15 protein-coding genes are annotated in these 17,566 nt (G+C 71.5%); 5 read left to right on the forward strand and 10 right to left on the reverse strand.

Features of this window, described 5'->3' with window-relative positions:
• Positions 1-30: 30 nt before the first annotated feature.
• Positions 31-978 carry an intradiol ring-cleavage dioxygenase gene (locus QM720_RS05180; protein ID WP_415125085.1) on the reverse strand — a complete coding sequence of 316 codons (948 nt, stop codon included), beginning with the start codon at positions 976-978 and terminating at the stop codon, positions 31-33.
• 134 nt (positions 979-1,112) lie between these two features.
• Here QM720_RS05180 and QM720_RS05185 point away from each other — a divergent pair, with 134 nt between their 5' ends.
• Both QM720_RS05185 and QM720_RS05190 read left to right on the forward strand, forming a co-directional pair.
• Positions 1,113-1,994 (forward strand): phosphoribosylaminoimidazolesuccinocarboxamide synthase, encoded by an 882-nt coding sequence (locus tag QM720_RS05185; RefSeq protein ID WP_415125086.1) that lies wholly within the window; start codon positions 1,113-1,115, stop codon positions 1,992-1,994.
• A 277-nt stretch (positions 1,995-2,271) separates the two neighbouring features.
• Entirely contained in the window at positions 2,272-3,615 is a 1,344-nt protein-coding gene (locus tag QM720_RS05190; protein ID WP_415125087.1) for a uracil-xanthine permease family protein, read from the forward strand.
• Between the two features lie 174 nt (positions 3,616-3,789).
• Here the strand turns inward: QM720_RS05190 and QM720_RS05195 are convergent, their stop codons facing one another.
• From QM720_RS05195 to QM720_RS05215, 5 genes are all read right to left on the reverse strand, one after another.
• Positions 3,790-4,809 carry a LacI family DNA-binding transcriptional regulator gene (locus QM720_RS05195; protein WP_415125088.1) on the reverse strand — a complete coding sequence of 340 codons (1,020 nt, stop codon included), beginning with the start codon at positions 4,807-4,809 and terminating at the stop codon, positions 3,790-3,792.
• On the reverse strand, positions 4,806-6,305 hold the full coding sequence (locus QM720_RS05200) for a GH1 family beta-glucosidase (RefSeq protein WP_415125089.1): 1,500 nt from the start codon (positions 6,303-6,305) through the stop codon (positions 4,806-4,808). The genes QM720_RS05195 and QM720_RS05200 overlap by 4 nt, the downstream gene beginning before the upstream one ends.
• 44 nt (positions 6,306-6,349) lie before the next feature.
• Positions 6,350-7,267, reverse strand: coding sequence for a carbohydrate ABC transporter permease (locus tag QM720_RS05205; protein WP_415125090.1), 918 nt, complete (start codon positions 7,265-7,267; stop codon positions 6,350-6,352).
• Positions 7,264-8,328, reverse strand: a complete 1,065-nt coding sequence (locus QM720_RS05210; RefSeq protein ID WP_415125091.1) for a carbohydrate ABC transporter permease — start codon at positions 8,326-8,328, stop codon at positions 7,264-7,266. Before QM720_RS05210 ends, QM720_RS05205 begins: the two co-directional genes overlap by 4 nt.
• Positions 8,329-8,506: 178 nt before the next feature.
• The gene (locus QM720_RS05215) at positions 8,507-9,790 is read right to left on the reverse strand and encodes an ABC transporter substrate-binding protein (RefSeq protein WP_415125092.1); all 1,284 of its coding nucleotides are present in this window, start codon (positions 9,788-9,790) and stop codon (positions 8,507-8,509) included.
• 471 nt (positions 9,791-10,261) lie between these two features.
• Here QM720_RS05215 and purS point away from each other — a divergent pair, with 471 nt between their 5' ends.
• A complete protein-coding gene (gene purS / locus QM720_RS05220; protein ID WP_415125093.1) occupies positions 10,262-10,510 on the forward strand; it encodes a phosphoribosylformylglycinamidine synthase subunit PurS in 249 nt (82 codons plus the stop codon).
• Positions 10,507-11,214, forward strand: coding sequence for a phosphoribosylformylglycinamidine synthase subunit PurQ (gene purQ, locus QM720_RS05225; protein WP_415125094.1), 708 nt, complete (start codon positions 10,507-10,509; stop codon positions 11,212-11,214). Before purS ends, purQ begins: the two co-directional genes overlap by 4 nt.
• A 17-nt stretch (positions 11,215-11,231) precedes the next feature.
• Here the strand turns inward: purQ and QM720_RS05230 are convergent, their stop codons facing one another.
• Positions 11,232-11,663, reverse strand: a complete 432-nt coding sequence (locus QM720_RS05230) for a DUF1761 domain-containing protein (protein ID WP_415125095.1) — start codon at positions 11,661-11,663, stop codon at positions 11,232-11,234.
• Between the two features lie 61 nt (positions 11,664-11,724).
• Between QM720_RS05230 and QM720_RS05235 the strand changes: the two genes are divergently transcribed.
• Positions 11,725-12,657, forward strand: coding sequence for a 2-hydroxyacid dehydrogenase (locus QM720_RS05235; RefSeq protein ID WP_415125096.1), 933 nt, complete (start codon positions 11,725-11,727; stop codon positions 12,655-12,657).
• Between the two features lie 609 nt (positions 12,658-13,266).
• Here QM720_RS05235 and QM720_RS05240 read toward each other — a convergent pair.
• From QM720_RS05240 to QM720_RS05250, 3 genes are all read right to left on the reverse strand, one after another.
• Positions 13,267-14,913 (reverse strand): MinD/ParA family ATP-binding protein, encoded by a 1,647-nt coding sequence (locus QM720_RS05240; RefSeq protein WP_415125097.1) that lies wholly within the window; start codon positions 14,911-14,913, stop codon positions 13,267-13,269.
• Between the two features lie 114 nt (positions 14,914-15,027).
• A complete protein-coding gene (locus tag QM720_RS05245) occupies positions 15,028-16,320 on the reverse strand; it encodes an allantoate amidohydrolase (protein WP_415127819.1) in 1,293 nt (430 codons plus the stop codon).
• Positions 16,317-17,474 carry a pyridoxal-phosphate-dependent aminotransferase family protein gene (locus QM720_RS05250; RefSeq protein ID WP_415125098.1) on the reverse strand — a complete coding sequence of 386 codons (1,158 nt, stop codon included), beginning with the start codon at positions 17,472-17,474 and terminating at the stop codon, positions 16,317-16,319. Before QM720_RS05250 ends, QM720_RS05245 begins: the two co-directional genes overlap by 4 nt.
• Positions 17,475-17,566 lie beyond the last annotated feature (92 nt).

Below are 17,566 nucleotides of genomic sequence, written 5' to 3' on the forward strand. Positions count from 1 at the left end.
TATCGCTTCTGCGGAGCGTTGTCACCGCGGTCACCGCCCGGGCGCGCTCCCGCCCGTCGGCGCCGTCGCGGTGTCGACCCGGGCCACGAGAGTGGCCTGGTAGCCGGCCGCGACACTGCCGGTCACGGTCGCCAGCTGCAGCACACCGCCGTCATTGCCGAACACGTTGTCGGTGGCGAGGGTGATCTGCGACAGGTTGCCCGCCGATCCGCTGTACGCCGCCTGCTGGTAGACCTCCGTGAGCACGCTCTCGGGGAAGGCGATCTGCGACGTGGCGATCGCGTTGCCCGAGTCGGTGATGTCACTGACCGAGGGATACACCTCGAAGTGGATATGCGGCCAGCGGCCGGAGTAGCATCCGGGAACGATCGAGGTGAACGTGACCTGGCCGTCGGCGTCGGCGACCTGCACACCGCGCAGGAAGGTGTCGTTTTCCAGACCCGTGGAATACATCGAGTACTCGCCCTGCGCCGTGCAGTGCCAGGCGTACACGGCGACCCCCTCGAACGGGACGTCGCCGTTCGCCATGTCGGTGATGCGCAGCGTGAACTCGAGCGGCACGCCGTCGACAGCGGTGCCGCCGTCGACGTTGGTGCGGATGTCGCTGCGCACGATGCCCGACTGCTCCAGCACGTCGGGGCCGTTCGACCCGTCACCCGGGTACGGGCCGGCCGTCTCGTCGGGAATCTCGCCGGCGGGAAGCGTCTCGGAGGTCGCCGTCGCGGTCGGCGTGGGCGTGGGCGTGGAGGTCGCGGTCGCGGTCGCGGTCGCCGTCGATGCGGCGTTCGACACGGCAGAGCACGCGGCCAGCGCCGCCGTACCGGCGCCGATGCCGACAAGACCGAGGATGCGGCGACGGCTCAGCAGGGTGCCGAGGTCGAACGCGGCGCCCTGGTCGACGACCTCTTCGTCGGGACGCGGCAGCGTGCGCCCCTCGTAGGCGGGGCCGGCGGGGGTCTGGTCTGGTTCGGGGATCATACGAGCACTGTACCTCCGGCCAGTTCGGTGACTCCTCGGCATCCGCTATCTGTTTGCTATGGATGCCGAGGGTCGGCGGGCGTCGCCTCGCGCATCGCTCCCGCATCCGGGGAGGCACCCGCGATAATGGACCGGTGACGGATGCCCTCGACCTGCCCGGCTGGACCCACGTGTACTCCGGGAAGGTGCGCGACCTGTATCGCCCCGCGGACGGCCAGGGCGACCGCATGCTCGTCGTCGCGAGCGACCGGGTCAGTGCGTTCGACCACGTGCTGAGCCCCGGCATCCCGGGCAAGGGCGAGCTGCTGACGACCCTCAGCCTGTGGTGGTTCGGCCGGCTGGCCGGCGCCGACGGCGGCCGGGCGATTGCGAACCACCTGACCGGTGGGGATGTTCCGGCCGCGGTCACGGGCCGCGCGATGATCGTGCGCGAGCTCGACATGCTGCCGATCGAGTGCGTCGTGCGCGGCTACCTCACCGGCTCGGGCTGGGCCGAGTACCGCACCGCGCAGACGGTGTGCAGCATCCCCCTGCCGGCAGGGCTGAGCGATGGCGACCGTCTCCCCGAACCGATCTTCACCCCCGCATACAAGGCGCCGCTGGGCGAGCACGACGAGAACATCTCGTTCGCCCGCGCCGAGGAGCTCGTCGGTGCGGAGCGGGCAGCCGAGCTGCGCGACACGTCCCTGGAGATCTACCGCCGCGCCGCCGCGACCGCGCGGGCGCGGGGGCTGATCCTCGCCGACACCAAGTTCGAGTTCGGCGTCGACGCCCACGGCGTGCTGACCCTCGCCGACGAAGTGCTCACGAGCGACTCGTCGCGGTACTGGGACGGCGCCGCGTGGGCGGCCGGCACGACTCCCGCCGAGCGCATGGCGAGCTTCGACAAGCAGATCGTGCGCGACTGGCTCGCGGCCAACTGGGACAAGACGGGCACCCCGCCCGAGCTGCCCGCCGACATCGTCACGCGGACGGCGGGGAAGTACCGCGAGCTGCTCGAGAAGCTGACGGCGTAGGGTCTCGCGGGCGCCGCCGCGTTCCGCGTCCGTGCCGCTTCGTCGCCCCGCTACGCCGTCGAACCCGCCCCATCTTGTCGACCCTGCCGGTTGCGCACCGTTCGTAAGCGGCCGGGTCGTGCGCACCCGGCGGGTTCGACGGCCGGCGCATAACTCGGGCAGTTCCGAGCCGGGTATGGCGGATGCCGCATCCGACGGCGCGCGTCCCGGCTCACAGCGTTCACTCAGCTAGCCTGGCGCCAGGCATCCACCCGACCTTTCCGCCAAGGAGTACCGCATGCCCGTCTGGACCCTGCACGGCGACGGCCGCACCGTCGCCCCCGGCGCCGTCGTCACCCCCGGCGAGCGCCTGGGCTGGCCCGCCACCATCGCGATCGGCGCGCAGCACGTCGTCGCGATGTTCGGCGCGACGTTCCTCGTGCCGCTGCTGACCGGCTTCCCCGTCTCGACGACGCTGCTGTTCTCGGGTCTCGGGACGCTGCTGTTCCTCGCGCTGACCCGCAACAAGCTGCCCAGCTATCTCGGCTCGTCGTTCGCGTTCATCGCCCCGATCACGGCGCTGAACGGCGGCAACGCGCTTCAGACCGGAGAGCAGATCAGCCAGGCGCTCGTCGGCGTCTTCGTCGCCGGCGTGCTGCTGGCAGGCGTCGGCTTCCTCGTCCAGGCCACCGGAACGGGCTGGATCGAGAAGCTCATGCCGCCGGTGGTATCTGGTGCGATTGTGGCATTGATCGGGCTGAACCTCGCGCCCGCGGCGTGGAACAACTTCCAAGCGCAGCCGGTTCTGGCATCCATCACGCTTGCGGCATGCGTGCTGTTCGCCGTGCTGTTCCGTGGATTCCTCGGCCGCATCTCGATCTTCCTCGGCGTCGTCGTCGGCTACCTCGTCGCCGTCTTCACCGGGCAGGTCGATTTCACCTCGGTCAACGATGCCGACTGGATCGGGCTGCCCGCCTTCCACCTGCCCGCCTTCGGCGACCCCGCCGCGTGGGGCGTTCTGCCGATGTTCCTGCCGGTCGTCCTCGTGCTCATCGCCGAGAACGTCGGCCACGTGCGGGGTGTCGCGACGATGACGGGGGATGCCGGCATCAACCGCCACACCGGCCGCGCCCTCGTCGCCGACGGCCTCGCGACGACCATCGCCGGCGCGTTCGGCGGCTCAGGCACGACGACGTACGGCGAGAACATCGGCGTCATGGCCGCGACCCGCGTCTACTCGACGGCGGCGTACTGGGTCGCGGGGTCGATCGCGGTGCTGCTCGCCTTCTCACCGAAGGTGGGCGCACTGCTGTTCACGATCCCGGGCGGGGTCATCGGCGGCGTGACGACGGCGCTGTACGGCCTCATCGGCGTCATCGGCATGAAGATCTGGGTCGACAACCACGTCGACTTCTCGCGCCCGGTCAACCAGTTCACGGTCGCGGTGTCGTTCGTCGTCGCGATCGCGAACTTCACGATGGACCTCGGGCAGCTCTCGTTCAGCGGCATCATCCTCGGCACCCTCGCAGCCCTCGTGATCTACCACGGCGGCAACGCAATCGCCCGCTGGCGCCGCACCGGCGCCGACGACGGCGGCCCCATCGTGCCCATCGGCCAGCTCGGCGGCGACCCCGACGCCTGACCCCCGCACCCCCCACCCCCGCGAAACCTCACAAATGTCCCGTTTCTGAGCCCAAAAGCGAGAATCTGCGTACATTTGTGAGGTTTCGCGGTCGGCAGGGCGGGCGGTCGGCAGGGCGGGCGCGCGCGACGCGGGCGGGCAGGCAGCGGCGGGCGGGCAGCGGCGGCCGCCGCGTCAGGCCGAGTCGCGGACGATCAGTGCGGTGGGGAGCATCGTCACGTGCGGCGGAGTGCCGCCGGCGAGCAGCGCGAGCAGCACATCGGCCATCTGCTCGCCCTGGTCGTGCGAGGGCTGCCGCACGGTGGTCAGCAGCGGGCTGCCGGTGACGGCGACCGGCGAGTCGTCGAAGCCGATGACTGCGACGTCGTCGGGCACCCGCGCGCCCACCCGCCCCAGGGTCGCCAGCACGCCGCGGGCCATGAGGTCGCTCGCGACGAACAGCGCGTCGAATCCGTCGGCGCCGACGGCGTCGAGCAGCCGCTGCATCGCCGCGGCTCCCCCCGCGACCGTGAAATCGCCGTCTTCGACACCGACCGGCTCGAGCCCCGCCGCGGCGAGCGCGGCGCGGAACCCGGCAAGCCGGTCGATGCCGGCCGGCATCGAGAAAGGCCCCGCGACGGTCGCGATGCGCCGGTGACCCTTGTCGAGCAGGTACTGCGTGGCCGCCCGGCCGCCCGCGACATTGTCGACGTCGACGTAGTAGTCGCCCTCGCGCTCGCGCACGGGGCGCCCGCCGTAGACCACCGGCACCGCCTGGGCGATGCGCTCGATGAAGGTGTCGCTCGTGTGGTGCGAGACGACGATCGCGCCGTCGACGGCGCCGCTGCGCATGTATGCCGTCGTCTTGTCGCGCGGGTGGTCGCTGGCGATGATGAGGTTGAGCACGTAGTCCGACCGGCTCAGCCGCGCGTTGATGCCCGACACGATCGACGCGAAGAACGGGTCGCCGAAAAAGCGCGTCGTGTCTTCGGGCACGACGAGCGCGATCGCCATCGTGGCGCGGCTCGCGAGCGAGCGGGCGGCCCGGTTGGGCACGTAGTTGAGCGCCGCGATCGCGTCGCGCACGGCCGCGAGCGCCGCCGGACTGACGGCGGTCGACCCGTTGACGACGCGCGACACCGTCGACCGCGACACCCCCGCCACCGCCGCGACCTGCTCGATGGTCGGGGCCGCACGCGGCGTCTCGATGGTCACGGGCTCTCTCTCCCCACGAGGGATGCCGCAGGCACCGCGGCAACATCGATCGCCCTGTCGGCGATGACCCGACGATACTCCAGCGCGCTGTCTTTCAGCGTGCGCACCTGGGTGTCGTAGTCGACGCGCACGATGCCGAACCGCTTCGCGTACCCCCACGCCCACTCGAAGTTGTCGAGCAGCGACCAGGAGAAGTAGCCGCGCACGTCGACGCCGGCATCCCGCGCGTCGAGGATCGCCCCGAGGTGCGCCCGCAGGAACTCCGCGCGCGCGGCGTCGTGCACGCGCTGCGCGCCCCCGGCGTCGGTCGTCACCTCGTCGTCGTACGCCGCGCCGTTCTCGGTGACGTACAGCACCGTGCCGGCCGGCTGCGCGTAGTCGGCCCACACCCGTTGCAGCAGCCGGGTGAGCCCCTCGGGCTGCACCTCCCAGTGCATGTCGGTGCGCGGCAGCTTCCGCTCGTGCCAGTGGATGCCGGCGTGCGACGGGAACGGCGAGGCCGCCCGCCGGCCGGTCGGAGCGTCGCCCGGAGGCGGGGGCGTCGGGTCGGGGGAGCCGCTGACGTAATCGCCGTGGTAGTAGTTCACGCCGAGGGTGCCGAGGGGCGTCGCGATGGTGTCGAGGTCGCCGGGGAGGACGGCGGCATCCAGCGCATCGATCGCCGCCGGGTCGACGGCCCGGATGTCGGCGACGACATCCGGGGGATACGACCCGCGGAACACCGGGTCGAGGAACCACCGGTTGAACTGGCCGTCGATGCGCCGCGCCGCATCGACGTCGGCGGCGGCCGAGCCGTCGACGGGGTCGGCGACGGTGAGGTTCAGCGTGAGCCCGAGGTTCAGGCTCGCGTCGCGCGCGCGCAGCTGCTGCACGGCGAGCCCGTGCCCGAGCAGCAGGTGGTGCGCCGCGAGCACGCCGTCGGTGACGCTGTAACGCCCCGGCGCGTGGATGCCGGCGGTGTAGCTGAGAAACGACGAGCACCACGGTTCGTTGAGCGTCGTCCAGGTGTGCACCCGGTCGCCGAGCGCGTCGTGCACCGACAGCGCGTACTCCGCGAACCTCTCGCTCGTGGAGCGCACCGTCCAGCCGCCGCGGTCTTCGAGCGCCTGCGGCAGATCCCAGTGGTACAGCGTCAGCCAGGGCGCGATGCCGGCATCCCGCAGCTCGTCGACGAGACGCCGGTAGAAGTCGAGGCCCGCCTGGTTGACCGCCCCGCCGTCGGGGCGCACCCGCGCCCACGACACCGAGAACCGGTACGTGTCGAGCCCGAGCTCCTTCATGAGCGCCACGTCGCCGCGGTAGCGGTGGTAGTGGTCGCAGGCGACGTCGCCGTTGTCGGCGTCGATGACGGCGCCGGGCACGCGGGCGAAGGCATCCCAGATCGATGCCGTGCGCCCGTCTTCGAACGCGGCGCCCTCGATCTGGTACGCCGCCGTGGCGGCGCCGAAGACGAAGTCGGCGGGGAAGGCGCGGGAGCGCGGGGACGCAGACGTCATGGGGTGGTCCTTCTGATCTGGATTTCTGATCCCGGTGCGCGGCCTCAGCCCTTCACCGCGCCCTGCATGATGCCGCTCACGAGCTGCCGCCCCGCGAAGATGAACAGGATGATGAGCGGGATCGTCGACAGCAGCACGCCCGCCAGCACGATCGAGTAGTCGACGAAGTAGTTCGACTGCAGCAGCGACAGTGCCACCGGCAGGGTCGGGTTCTGCCGGTCGAGCACGATGAACGGCCAGAAGAAGTTGTTCCACGCCGACACGAACGTGAACAGCCCGAGCATCGCCGCCGCGGGCCGCGCGGCCGGCACGCCGACCGTGAGGAACGTGCGGAACGCGCTCGCTCCGTCGACCCGCGCCGCCTCGATGAGCTCGTCGGGCACGGCCTGGCGGATGTACTGCGTCATCCAGAACACGCCGAAGGCGCTCACGAGGGCGGGGACGATGATGGCGCCGAGGTTGCCGGTCCAGCCGATCTCGCTGAACAGGATGTACAGCGGCACGACGCCCAGCTGCATCGGCACGGCCATCGTCGCGATGACGAACACGAGCAGCACGCTCGACCCGCGGAACCGCAGCTTCGCGAACGCCCAGCCGGCCAGCGTCGAGAAGAAGACGACCGACAGCGCGATCAGCCCCGAGCTGATGATCGAGTTGCCCAGGGCCACCCAGAAGTTCACCGCCGGGTCGCCGATCACCTTCGCGGCGTTGCTGAAGAAGTTGCCGCCGGGGATCCACGACATGTGCGGGTCGCGGATCGTGTACGAGGTGCCCGACCCGATCAGCAGCGACCAGTAGAACGGGAAGATGCTCGCCAGCAGCACGACGCCGAGGCAGCCGTAGACGAACCAGCCGGGGCGCGTGCCGCGGATGTAACGCGGGCGCCTGTTCCGACGCGGGATGCCGGCATCCTCGCGCGCGGCGCTCGCCGCGGTTTCGGGGGTCGTGGCTGCGGTGGTCATCGCGACACCTCCTGCGTCGGGGCGGCATCCATCGCGTGCGCCGCCTGGCGGCGGGACGCCGCCACCTGCGCCTTGGCCGCGCGCCGCGCCGCGCGCACCTGCGCACGCGTCAGGGGCGAGCGACCGCCCTCGTCGCGCACGAGCGAGCGCGTGACGAACAGGTTGATGACGCCGATGATGAGGATGATGAGGAAGAGGATCCACGCGAGCGCCGCCGCGCGGCCGAAGTTCCATTCGCCCCAGCCGATGTTGTACAGCCAGAGCGTGATCGTCAGCCACTGCGAGTTGGCGCCGCCGGTGCCGTACTGGTCGTACATGCGCGGCTCGTCGAAGATCTGCAGTCCGCCGATCGTCGAGGTGACGATGACGAAGATGAGGGTGGGGCGCAGGCTCGGCAGCGTGATGGAGAAGAACTGGCGCATCTTGCCGGCGCCGTCGACCGTCGCCGCCTCGTAGTAGTCGCGTGGAATCGCCTGCATCGCGGCGAGGAGGATGAGGGTGTTGTACCCGGTCCAGCGGAAGTTCACCATCGTCGCGATCGCGATGTGGCTGGCGAAGGCGTTGGAGTGCCATTTGACCGCATCGATGCCGATCGCGCCGAGCCCCGTGTTCACGATGCCGTACTGGTCGCCGAACATGTTCGAGAAGATGAGGGCGACCGCGACCGGGGCCATGACGTAGGGCAGCAGCACGCCCATGCGCCAGAAGGTCTTGGCGCGGATGTTCTGGTCGAGCATCGCCGCGATGAAGACCGCGACGATCAGCTGCGGGACGCTGGAGAGCAGGAAGATGCTGAACGTGTTGCGCAGCGCGATCCAGAACTTCGGGTTGGCGAGGATCCACTCGTACTGACCGAACCCGATGAACTGGCCCGTCCCGCGCACGAGATCCCAGTCCATGAACGAGATGATCGCGGTGTATGCGATCGGGAACAGCCCGACGATGATGAACAGGACGAAGAACGGCGAGATGTAGAGGTAGGGCGAGATCTTCAGATCCCACGCGCTCAGCCTGCTGCCGAACCCGATTCTGCGCTGCGCCTTGATCGTGGCGGTGCTCATTTCTCTCCTTCGTGCCGTTCGTGTTCTTGCCGTTCGTGCCCGTCGCGGGCGTTTCGTCTCGCTGCGCCCGCTCAACGACCGCGACCCCGCCGCGCTCGCTCAACGACCGAGAACCCCCGGTCGTTGAGCGAGCCGCGCAGCGACGAGACGAAACGCATCGACCGCGCGTCGAGCCGGATCAGCCGATGGCCTCGACCTCGGAGACCCACTGGGCCCACGACGCGGCCTTGTCCTGCGTTCCGTCCTCGACACGGGTCAGCGCCTGCTGCATCGCGTCGTTGACCTGGAAGTAGAACTCGCCCTTGAACGGAGCGACCGTCACCGCGTTGGCGCGGTTCGAGAAGATCTCGCCGACCTTCGCACCGTCGAAGAAGTCATTGGTGCTGGCCAGCAGCGTGTCGTTGGTCAGCGCCTCGGTCTGGCTCGGGAAGGTGCCCGCGTTCTCGAAGGCCTTGATCTGGGTCTCGGGGCTGGTCAGCCAGTCGGCGAGCTCCTGCGCGGCCGCGACGTTCTCGCCGTTTGCGGGCACCGTCAGGTACGAGCCGCCCCAGTTGCCGCCGCCACCGGGGAAGACGTCAGCGATGCGCCAGCCGTCGACACCCTCGGCGTTGCCGGAGATGACGCCGAGCATCCAGCCCGGGCAGAGCATCGTCGCGAACGCGCCGTTGGACAGCCCGGCGAACCAGTCGTCGGACCACTGGCCGAGGTGCGCCGACTGCGTCGCGCTGGCGTCGAGCACCTGGTTGTAGATGTCCTCGACGTCGGAGTTCGTCGTCGCGACGATCTTGCCGGTGCTCGGGTCCTCGTAGGCCGCCTCGACCTGGTTGATCATGCCCTGGTAGGTGCCGCCGGCCGAGTCGAAGAACGCCTTGCCGGTCGCGTCGGTGTACTGCTGGCCGACCGTGAAGTAGGTGGCCCAGTCACCCTTGAGCAGGGTCGCGACCTCGGCCGGGTCGGTGGGCAGGCCCGCCGCCTCGAACAGGTCGGCGCGGTAGCAGATCGCCTCGGGGCCGATGTCGGTGCCGTAGCCGATGAGGTTGCCGTCGGCATCCGTGGCGGCTTCGGTCTTCCAGTCGAGCCAGCGGCTCTTCAGGTCGGGCGAGACCGGTGCGAGCAGGTCGGAGTACTTCATGACCTCGGGCAGCCAGTCGACCTCGATCGCCTCGACGTCGGCGAGGCCGGTCTTGCCGAGCTTCTGGAAGTAGTTGGCCCGCGCGTCGTTGGAGGTCGCCGCCTTGTTGTGCACGATCGTGACGTTCGGGTGCGCGTCGGTGTACTCCTTGAGGAGCTCGTCGGTGTAGCCGAAGTCGTTGAACGTCGCGAGGGTCAGGGTGATCTTCGCGTCGGGGTCGGTCGAGGCGTCTCCGCTGCCGCCGCTGCCGCCGCAGCCGGCGAGCACGATCGCGGAGGTGGTCGCGACGGCGGCCACCAGGCCGACGCGTCGCAGTGCACGTGTGTTCACGGTCACTCCTTTGTGGTGTGTAAGTGCGTGGGCCGCTTTCCCTCGTGCTTTCGCGCGGTCACGTCGACCGAGCTGTGGGAGCGCTCTCACCGGACGCTGGTCACGTTACGGGAGCGCTCCCACGAGCGCAAGGGAGCGCTCCCACAGATTCGGTCACGGTTCCGTAACAGACGGTTCGGGCCGGCGGTCCGGGCTTCGCGGCCGCCGCATCCGTGGCCCCCGGCATCCGTCGCCCCCGGCATCCGTGGCGCCCGGCATCCCCCGCCCCCGCCCCGCGTCGCCCCGCGTCCCCACTCCCCACCCCGCCCCGCCCCACCCCACTTCCCGCGAGACTGCAGTGGTGCACCGAGACTGCACGCTCCCGCTGCAGTCTCGGTGCACGGATGCGGTCTCGCGCGCCGACGGCCGAGGGCAGCGCCGTCGCGCCGGTAGGATGGGGGCGAAACCGACCCGCGTGAACCTGGAGCTCGAATGCCCACCATCGTCGTCGACGTCATGCCCAAGGCCGAGCTGCTCGACCCGCAAGGGAAGGCCGTCGCCGGCGCCCTCGGGCGCCTGGGCATCGAGGGGTTCTCGGACGTGCGCATCGGCAAGCGCTTCGAGCTGACCGTCGACGGCACCGTCGACGACGCGCTGCTCGCGCAGGCGCGCACGCTCGCCGACGAGGTGCTCTCGAACTCGGTGATCGAGGACGTCGTGGGCATCGAGGTCGTGGAGTGACCGTCCGCATCGGGGTCATCACCTTCCCCGGTTCGCTCGACGACGGCGACGCGCGTCGCGCGATCCGCCTGGCCGGCGCCGAGCCGGTCGCGCTGTGGCACGGTTCGCACGACCTCGACGGCGTCGACGCGCTCGTCCTGCCCGGAGGCTTCAGCTACGGCGACTACCTGCGCGCGGGAGCGATCGCCGCCCTCGCCCCGATCATGACCGAGGTGAAGGATGCCGCCGGCCGCGGCATGCCGGTCCTGGGCATCTGCAACGGCTTTCAGATGCTCGTCGAGGCGCACCTGCTGCCGGGCGGGCTCATCCGCAACGCCCACCAGCAGTTCATCCGCCGCGACCAGCGCCTGCGCGTCGAGAACGCCTCGACGGCGTGGACCTCGCAGTACGAGGTCGGGCAGGAGATCACCATCCCGCTGAAGAACGCCGACGGCGGGTACATCTGCTCGGCATCCGACCTCGAGCGCATCGAGGGCGAGGGTCTCGTCGCGTTCCGCTACCTCGGCGTCAACCCGAACGGATCGCTAGACGACATCGCGGGACTGACCAACGAGCGCGGCAACGTCGTCGGACTCATGCCGCACCCCGAGCACGCCGTCGAGCCCGGCTTCGGGCCCGGCACCCCCGCCGCGATGCGCTCCGGCACCGACGGCCTCGCGTTCTTCACGTCGGCCGTCGCCGCCGTCGTCGGCGCCGCGGCCTGACGGCATCCATCGCCGCGTCAGACGGTGCCGGCGGGCGGCCACACGCCGATGACGACCGCCATCGCGAGCACGGTCACGAGCTCGTGCGCGATGGTGAGCACGGTCAGGTTCGAGGGCCGGCCCTCGAAGATGTCGTGCACGATGATGCGACCGGCGGTGAAGCCCGCCCACAGTGTGAACGCCGTCACGATCGACGACGAGACGTACGATCCGCCGTAGAAGTGCCACGCGATCGTCACGGCGCCCGCGAGCACCCAGGCCAGCAGGAACGACAGCACGACCGAGACGACCAGCGGCAGCCACGCGCCGATGTTCGTGCCGGCGGGGGTCACCTTCGCCAGCGTCATCCAGCGGTTTCCGAACACCTTGGGCGTGTACCAGATCGAGCCGACGATCATGCTCGCGACGGTCGACAGCAGCACGGCCCAGTAGTTGATCTCGGGCATCATCTCGCCTCCTACCGCCGAGGCTACCGTGCCCGGGGCGCCGCCACCGGGGTAGCGTCGAAGGGTGACCCTCGTCGTCTCCGTCCCGCGCCCCGAACTCGCCCGGTCCCTGGAGCCCCTGCCCGGCTCCCCCGGCGACGTGGAGGTGATCGTGTGGCCGATGGCGGCCGACGAGCCCCCGCCCCGGGCGCGCATCGACCTCGTCGTGCCGCCGTATCTGACGATGCATCGCGCCCTGCCCGCGCTCGCGGGGGTGCAGACGCGCCTCGTGCAGGGACAGTCGATCGGCTACGAAGGCGTCGCCGAACTGCTGCCGGCCGGCACCGTCTTCGCCAACGCGGCGACCGTGCACGAGACCTCGACGGCCGAGCTGGCCGTCGCCCTCACCCTCGCGGTGCAGCGTCGCCTCGACGCCTTCGCGGCCGACACGCACGAGGGGCGCTGGGCGTCGGTGTTCACGCAGAGCCTGGCCGACCGTCGCGTGCTGCTGCTCGGCTACGGCGGCGTCGGCAAGGCCGTCGCCGCACGGCTCGCCCCGTTCGAGGTCGACCTCGTACCGGTCGCGTCGCACGCGCGCGACGAAGACGGCGTGCGGGTGCACGGCATCGCCGAACTGCCGCAGCTGCTGCCGACGGCCGACATCGTGATCCTGACGCTCCCCGGCGGCGACGCGACGCGGCACCTCATCGGCGAGGCGGAGCTGGCGGCGCTGCCCGACGACGCACTCGTCGTCAACGTCGGCCGCGGCTCGCTCATCGACACCGACGCCCTCGTGCGGCACGTCGCGACCGGACGTCTCCGTGCCGCCCTCGACGTCACCGAGCCCGAGCCCCTGCCGCCGGGCCACCCCCTGTGGGGTCTTCCCGGCGTGCTGATCTCACCGCACGTCGGCGGGGCATCCAGCGCAATGCATCCGCGCATCGCGGCGCTCGTGCGCCGCCAGATCGCGCACCTGCTCGCGGGCGAGGAACCCGAGAACGTCGTGCTGCGCACCTGAGGCCGCGCCGGCCGTGACGGGTGCGGCGGGCGCGGGCGCGACGGCGCGGCGGGCGCGATGGGTGCGGCGGGCGCGGCGGGCGCGATGGGTGCGGCGGGCGCGATGGGTGCGGCGGGCGCGATGGGTGCGGCGGGCGCGATGGGTGCGGCGGGCGCGACGGCCGCGTCATCCGTCGCAAAACACGGCCACCGGGCCCGATCGTCGCGATTCGCGCCGGATGACGGGCGGCATCCAGATTTCATCCGTCACACACAACGGCTATCCGGCCCGACAACCGGGATTCGCGCCGGATGAAGCCGTGCACCACGGCCGCGGCGGCGGGCGGCGGGCACGACACGACGGGCGCGGGCGCGGACGCGACGGCGCGACGGCGCGGCGCGCGCGGGTGCGACGACCGCTGCATCCGTCACAAAACACCGCCACCGGGCCCGATCGTCGCGATTCGCGCCGGATGACGGGCGGCATCCAGATTTCATCCGTCACACACAACGGCTATCCGGCCCGACAACCGCGATTCGCGCCGGATGAAGCCGGGCACCACCGCCGCGGCGGCGCGGCGGCGGGCGGCGGGCGCGACCCGACGGGCGCGGGCGCGACGGGCGCGACGGGTCAGAGGCGCTCGGCGATCGCGGCGGCGGCGGTGAGCCACGCGTCGCGGGTCTCGGGCGAGAGGGCGTCGAAGTCGATGGGGCCGCCGTCGACGAGCGCGGCGTCGAACGGGACGTGCACGACGGTCGAGGTGACCTGCGCAAAGTGGTGCTCGAGGCGGTCGGCGAGCTTGCGATCCGGTCGGGCCGACGGCGCCGCGAGGATCGTCACGGCCTCGTCGATCTTGCTGTCGAAGCCCTTTTCGCGCAGACCGTCGAGCAGCCATGCGGCGCTCGCGGCGGTGTCTTCGCGCACCGTCGAGACGATGACGAGCTGGTCGGCCGCGGCGACGGATGCCACCCAGTTCGACGCCCGCATGTTGTTGCCGGTGTCGACGATCAGCAGCCGGTAGTAGCGCGAGAGCACGCCATGCAGGCGGTCGAACGCGGCGGCGTCGATGGTGGAGGATGCCGCCGCATCCTCGTCGGACGCGAGCACGTCGAAGCGGGCGTCGACCTGCGTGCGCACGTAGGTGTCGAGGGCGGCCAGACTCGCCTGATCGGGCGTCGTGAAGCGGTCGAGGTCGTCGAGCAGGTCGACGGCGGTGCGGTGGTGCGGGGCGTTCTGCGCCCGCCAGCCGAGGGTGCCGCGGGTCTCGTTGTTGTCCCAGGCGAGGGTCGCGCCGCCGCGCTGCGTGCCGAAGGTCGCCGCCAGCAGCAGGGTCGACGTGGTCTTGTGGGCACCGCCCTTGGGGTTGAGCACGACGATCGTGCGCGGAGCGTCGAGCCGCCGCTGCACGACGCGCTCGCGGTCGAGGCGCGACTGCTCGGCCTTGCCGGGGCGCGGCGAGATGGCGCCGCCGGTGGCGCGCCGCACGGCGCCCCGCCACCCCTCGGTCGCGCGCGGCTTGACCCGGTCGGTGCGGGAGTTGAGCAGGTCCTCGACCGTCGGGGCGCTGCGCCCCTCGCGAGAACCCGCCGGGTCGCGCGGGGCGCTCTCGCGCCGCGCGTGGTCGCTGCGGGAGTGGTCGCTGCGCAGCGGACCGGCGGTGGGGACGGGGCCGGAGGTCGGCGCGGCCATCGCTGCCCCCGCTGCGGCGGCAGCGGCGGCAGCGGCGGCAGCGGCGGGAGCGGCGGGAGCGGCGGCAGCGGCGGCAGCGGCGGCAGATGCAGCGGGCGCAGCGGAGGCAGAGGCGCCAGCTGCGGCAGCTGCGGCGGGCGCAGCGGGCACGACCGGCGCAGCGGGCGCGGCGGCAGATGCAGCGGGCACGACCGGCGCACCGGGCGCAGCAGGCGCAGCGAGCCGCACCAGACCGTCGCCGATGGATTCCGCGGGCAGCGGTGCGGCGGGTGCGGCGAGTTCGCTGGGCGCGGCATCCGTCCGAGAGTCGGCATCCGCCTCACCACCGGCACCCGTGGCCAGCACGGCGGCCTCGAGGTAGGTGCCATCGGGCTCGACGATCAGCGGCCAGCGGGTCTCGCCGTCGACGACAATCGCCGTCACGGGCTCGCCGACCGACGCCGCGAGCCGGCGGATCGACTCGACGATGCGGTCGCGCAGTCCCTCCTCGGTCGAGGCGAAGACCTCGTCGATCTCGCCGCCGACGTGGATCTGGGCCACGGTGTTCGACGAGAAACGGACGATCGGTTCGTAGGTGACGGTGCTCACGGGGGTCCTTCTGTCGGGTGCGCGTCGCGCGCGTTGCCGCGAGTATCCCATCCGGCGACGGCGCGGCCCGTGATCCCGCGCCGTACGGCGCCGCACGAGCGGCGCGCGCAGCGCTCAGCGGGGCTCGGCCGCGATCTGCAGCACCGACTCGGCGAGCGCGCGGATGCCGTGCGCGACGTCCCCGGTCGAGACCCCTTCGTCGGGGTGATGGCTGATTCCGCCGGGGTTGCGCAGAAAGAGCATGCCGACGTCGGTGATCGCGCCGAGGGCCATGCCGTCGTGCCCGGCGCGGCTGAAGATCACCGGGGGCGCCTCGGAGCGCGGCGGCAATGTCGAACGGATGCCGGCGGCCACGACATCCTGCAGGAGCGGCGCGCAGAACACGGCGGGGGCGGAGTGCACTTCACGGGCTGACCAGCGCAGACCCCGGCGGCCCATGATCTCGTCGAGGTCGCGGGCGAGCGCGAGCCACACCCGATCGCGCTCGCCGTCGAATTCGCCGCGCAGATCGAGCGAGAACCGCACCTCGCCGGGAATCACGTTGACGGCGCCGGGAAAGGCCTCGAAGCGGCCGACCGTGCCGATGACGTGATGCTCGGCGGAGCACAGCCGTTCCACGGCGAGCGCCGCCTCACTCGCCCCGAGCAGCGCATCGTGGCGCATGTCGTAGGGCGTGCCCCCGGCGTGGCGCGCCTCGCCCTCGACGACGACCTGGAACCGTCGCGCGGACGCGATCGACGACACCACCGCGAGGGGTTCGGCGGCCCGGTCCAGCTCGGGCCCCTGTTCGATGTGCGCCTCGAGGTAGCCGACCACCTCGCCCGGCCGCCGGGCGGCCTCGTCGATGCGCCCGGGGTCGAGCCCGAACTCGAGAAACGCCTGACGCAGGCTCACGCCATCGGCATCCTGCAGCGCCCACCACGCGTCGTCCCACGATCCCGCGACGGCGGACGAGCCCAGCAGGGCTTTGCCGAAGCGCGTGCCCTCTTCGTCGGAGAAGGCGACGACCTCGAGAGCGAACGGCAGGCCGCACGTCCACCCGTCGCCGGTCGGCACGCGCAGCAGCCGCACGACTTCCAGGGCCATCAGCACCCCGACGATGCCGTCGTAGCGCCCCGCATCGAGCACGGTGTCCAGATGCGAGCCCAGCAGCAGCGCGGGCTTTTCCGCCGCCCCGAGGCGCCCCACCTGGTTGCCGGCGGCGTCCTGCCACGTGCGCATGCCGAGCTCGCGCATCCATTCCGCGGCGAGGCGGTTCACGCGGGCGTGTTCGGGCGAGAGATACACGCGTTCGATCCGCCCGGGGGCGGCGCTCACGCGCGCCAGTTCGTCGCAGCGCGCCATCACGCGGCGGGCCGCCGCGGCGATGTCACCCGGCGTCGCCTGCACCAACGGGCGGGACGTCACCACGAGAGGGATCCCGCGGGTGACGCGGCGTAGACGCCCTGCGCCGCCTCGACACCCCCGCCGGCCGGCACGGCGACGCCGAACCGGCGCAGCACCGCCTCGAGAGCGGCGAGGGTCGTCAGCACGGCGTCCTGACGCGCGTTGTAGCCCATCGTCCCGATGCGCCAGACGCGGCCGTGCAGGGGGCCGAACGAGGTGCCGATCTCGATGCCGAAGTCGCTCAGCATCGCCGCGCGCGCCGCGTCGCCGGGCACGCCCGCGGGGATCTCGACGGCGACGACGTTGTTCATCTTGTGGGCGAGGTCGCCGAACACCGCGAGCCCGAGCGCCTGCACACCGGCGAGCATCGCAGCACCTGCCAGCCGGTGCCGGTCGATGACCGCGTCGCGTCCCTCCAGCAGGAGCACGCGCGCGCACTCGCGCGCCGCATACAGCATCGACGTCGCCTCGGTGTGGTGGTTGAGCCGCCGCGGCCCCCAATAGTCGAGGATCATGCCGAGGTCGAAGTAGTTCGACCGCACGAAGTCGGGCGCCGAGGCGTCGCCCGGTTCACGAATCCCCGCCTCGATCTTCGTCCGCGACCGCACCACCTCGACGGCGCGCTCCGAGAGGGTGATCGGCGACGAGCCGCTCGGCCCGCCGAGGCATTTCTGCAGACCGGCCGTCGCCGCGTCGAGCCCCCAGGCATCCGCCTCGAACGCATTGCCCCCGAGCGACGCGGTCGCGTCGGTGTAGAACAGCACGCCGTGCCGCTCGCAGATCGCACCGATCTCGTCGAGCGGCTGGTTCATCGTCGTGGACGTGTCGCCCTGCACGAGGGCGAGCAGCGTCGGGCGCACCCGCACGATGGCGTCTTCGACGACGGATGCCGGGAACACCTGCCCCCACTCGGTCTCGATGGTGTGCACCTCGGCGAGCGCCCGTTCGGCGATCTCGGCGAGCAGGTGACCGAACCTCCCGAAGACGGGAACGAGCACACGGTCACCGGGCCGCACGAGCGAGACGATCGCCGCCTCGATGCCCGCGCGCGAGGTGCCGTCGACGAGGAGCGTCGCGTCGTTGCGGGTGCCCCAGACGCCGCGATACAGCTCTTGCGTCTCGGCCATCGCCGTCGTCATGAACGGGTCGTACTGCCCGACCAGCGGCGCCGCCATCGCGCGTAGCACGCTCGGATACGCCGAGATGGCCCCGGCCCCATCAGCAGACGGGCCGGCGGGTCGATCGGTCCGGGGATGGTGCTGGCCGC

It is taken from the genome of Microbacterium sp. (assembly GCF_047602155.1).
In the GTDB taxonomy this organism is placed as follows: Bacteria; Actinomycetota; Actinomycetes; order Actinomycetales; family Microbacteriaceae; genus Microbacterium.

Excerpts from the sequence above, each read along its gene's own strand:
- QM720_RS05180 (WP_415125085.1), bottom strand. The coding sequence starts at position 978 with ATGATCCCCGAACCAGACCAGACCCCCGCCGGCCCCGCCTACGAGGGG.
- QM720_RS05190 (WP_415125087.1), top strand. The coding sequence starts at position 2,272 with ATGCCCGTCTGGACCCTGCACGGCGACGGCCGCACCGTCGCCCCCGGC.
- QM720_RS05200 (WP_415125089.1), bottom strand. The coding sequence starts at position 6,305 with ATGACGTCTGCGTCCCCGCGCTCCCGCGCCTTCCCCGCCGACTTCGTC.
- QM720_RS05205 (WP_415125090.1), bottom strand. The coding sequence starts at position 7,267 with ATGACCACCGCAGCCACGACCCCCGAAACCGCGGCGAGCGCCGCGCGC.
- QM720_RS05210 (WP_415125091.1), bottom strand. The coding sequence starts at position 8,328 with ATGAGCACCGCCACGATCAAGGCGCAGCGCAGAATCGGGTTCGGCAGC.
- purS (WP_415125093.1), top strand. The coding sequence starts at position 10,262 with ATGCCCACCATCGTCGTCGACGTCATGCCCAAGGCCGAGCTGCTCGAC.
- QM720_RS05230 (WP_415125095.1), bottom strand. The coding sequence starts at position 11,663 with ATGATGCCCGAGATCAACTACTGGGCCGTGCTGCTGTCGACCGTCGCG.
- QM720_RS05250 (WP_415125098.1), bottom strand. The coding sequence starts at position 17,474 with ATGGCGGCGCCGCTGGTCGGGCAGTACGACCCGTTCATGACGACGGCG.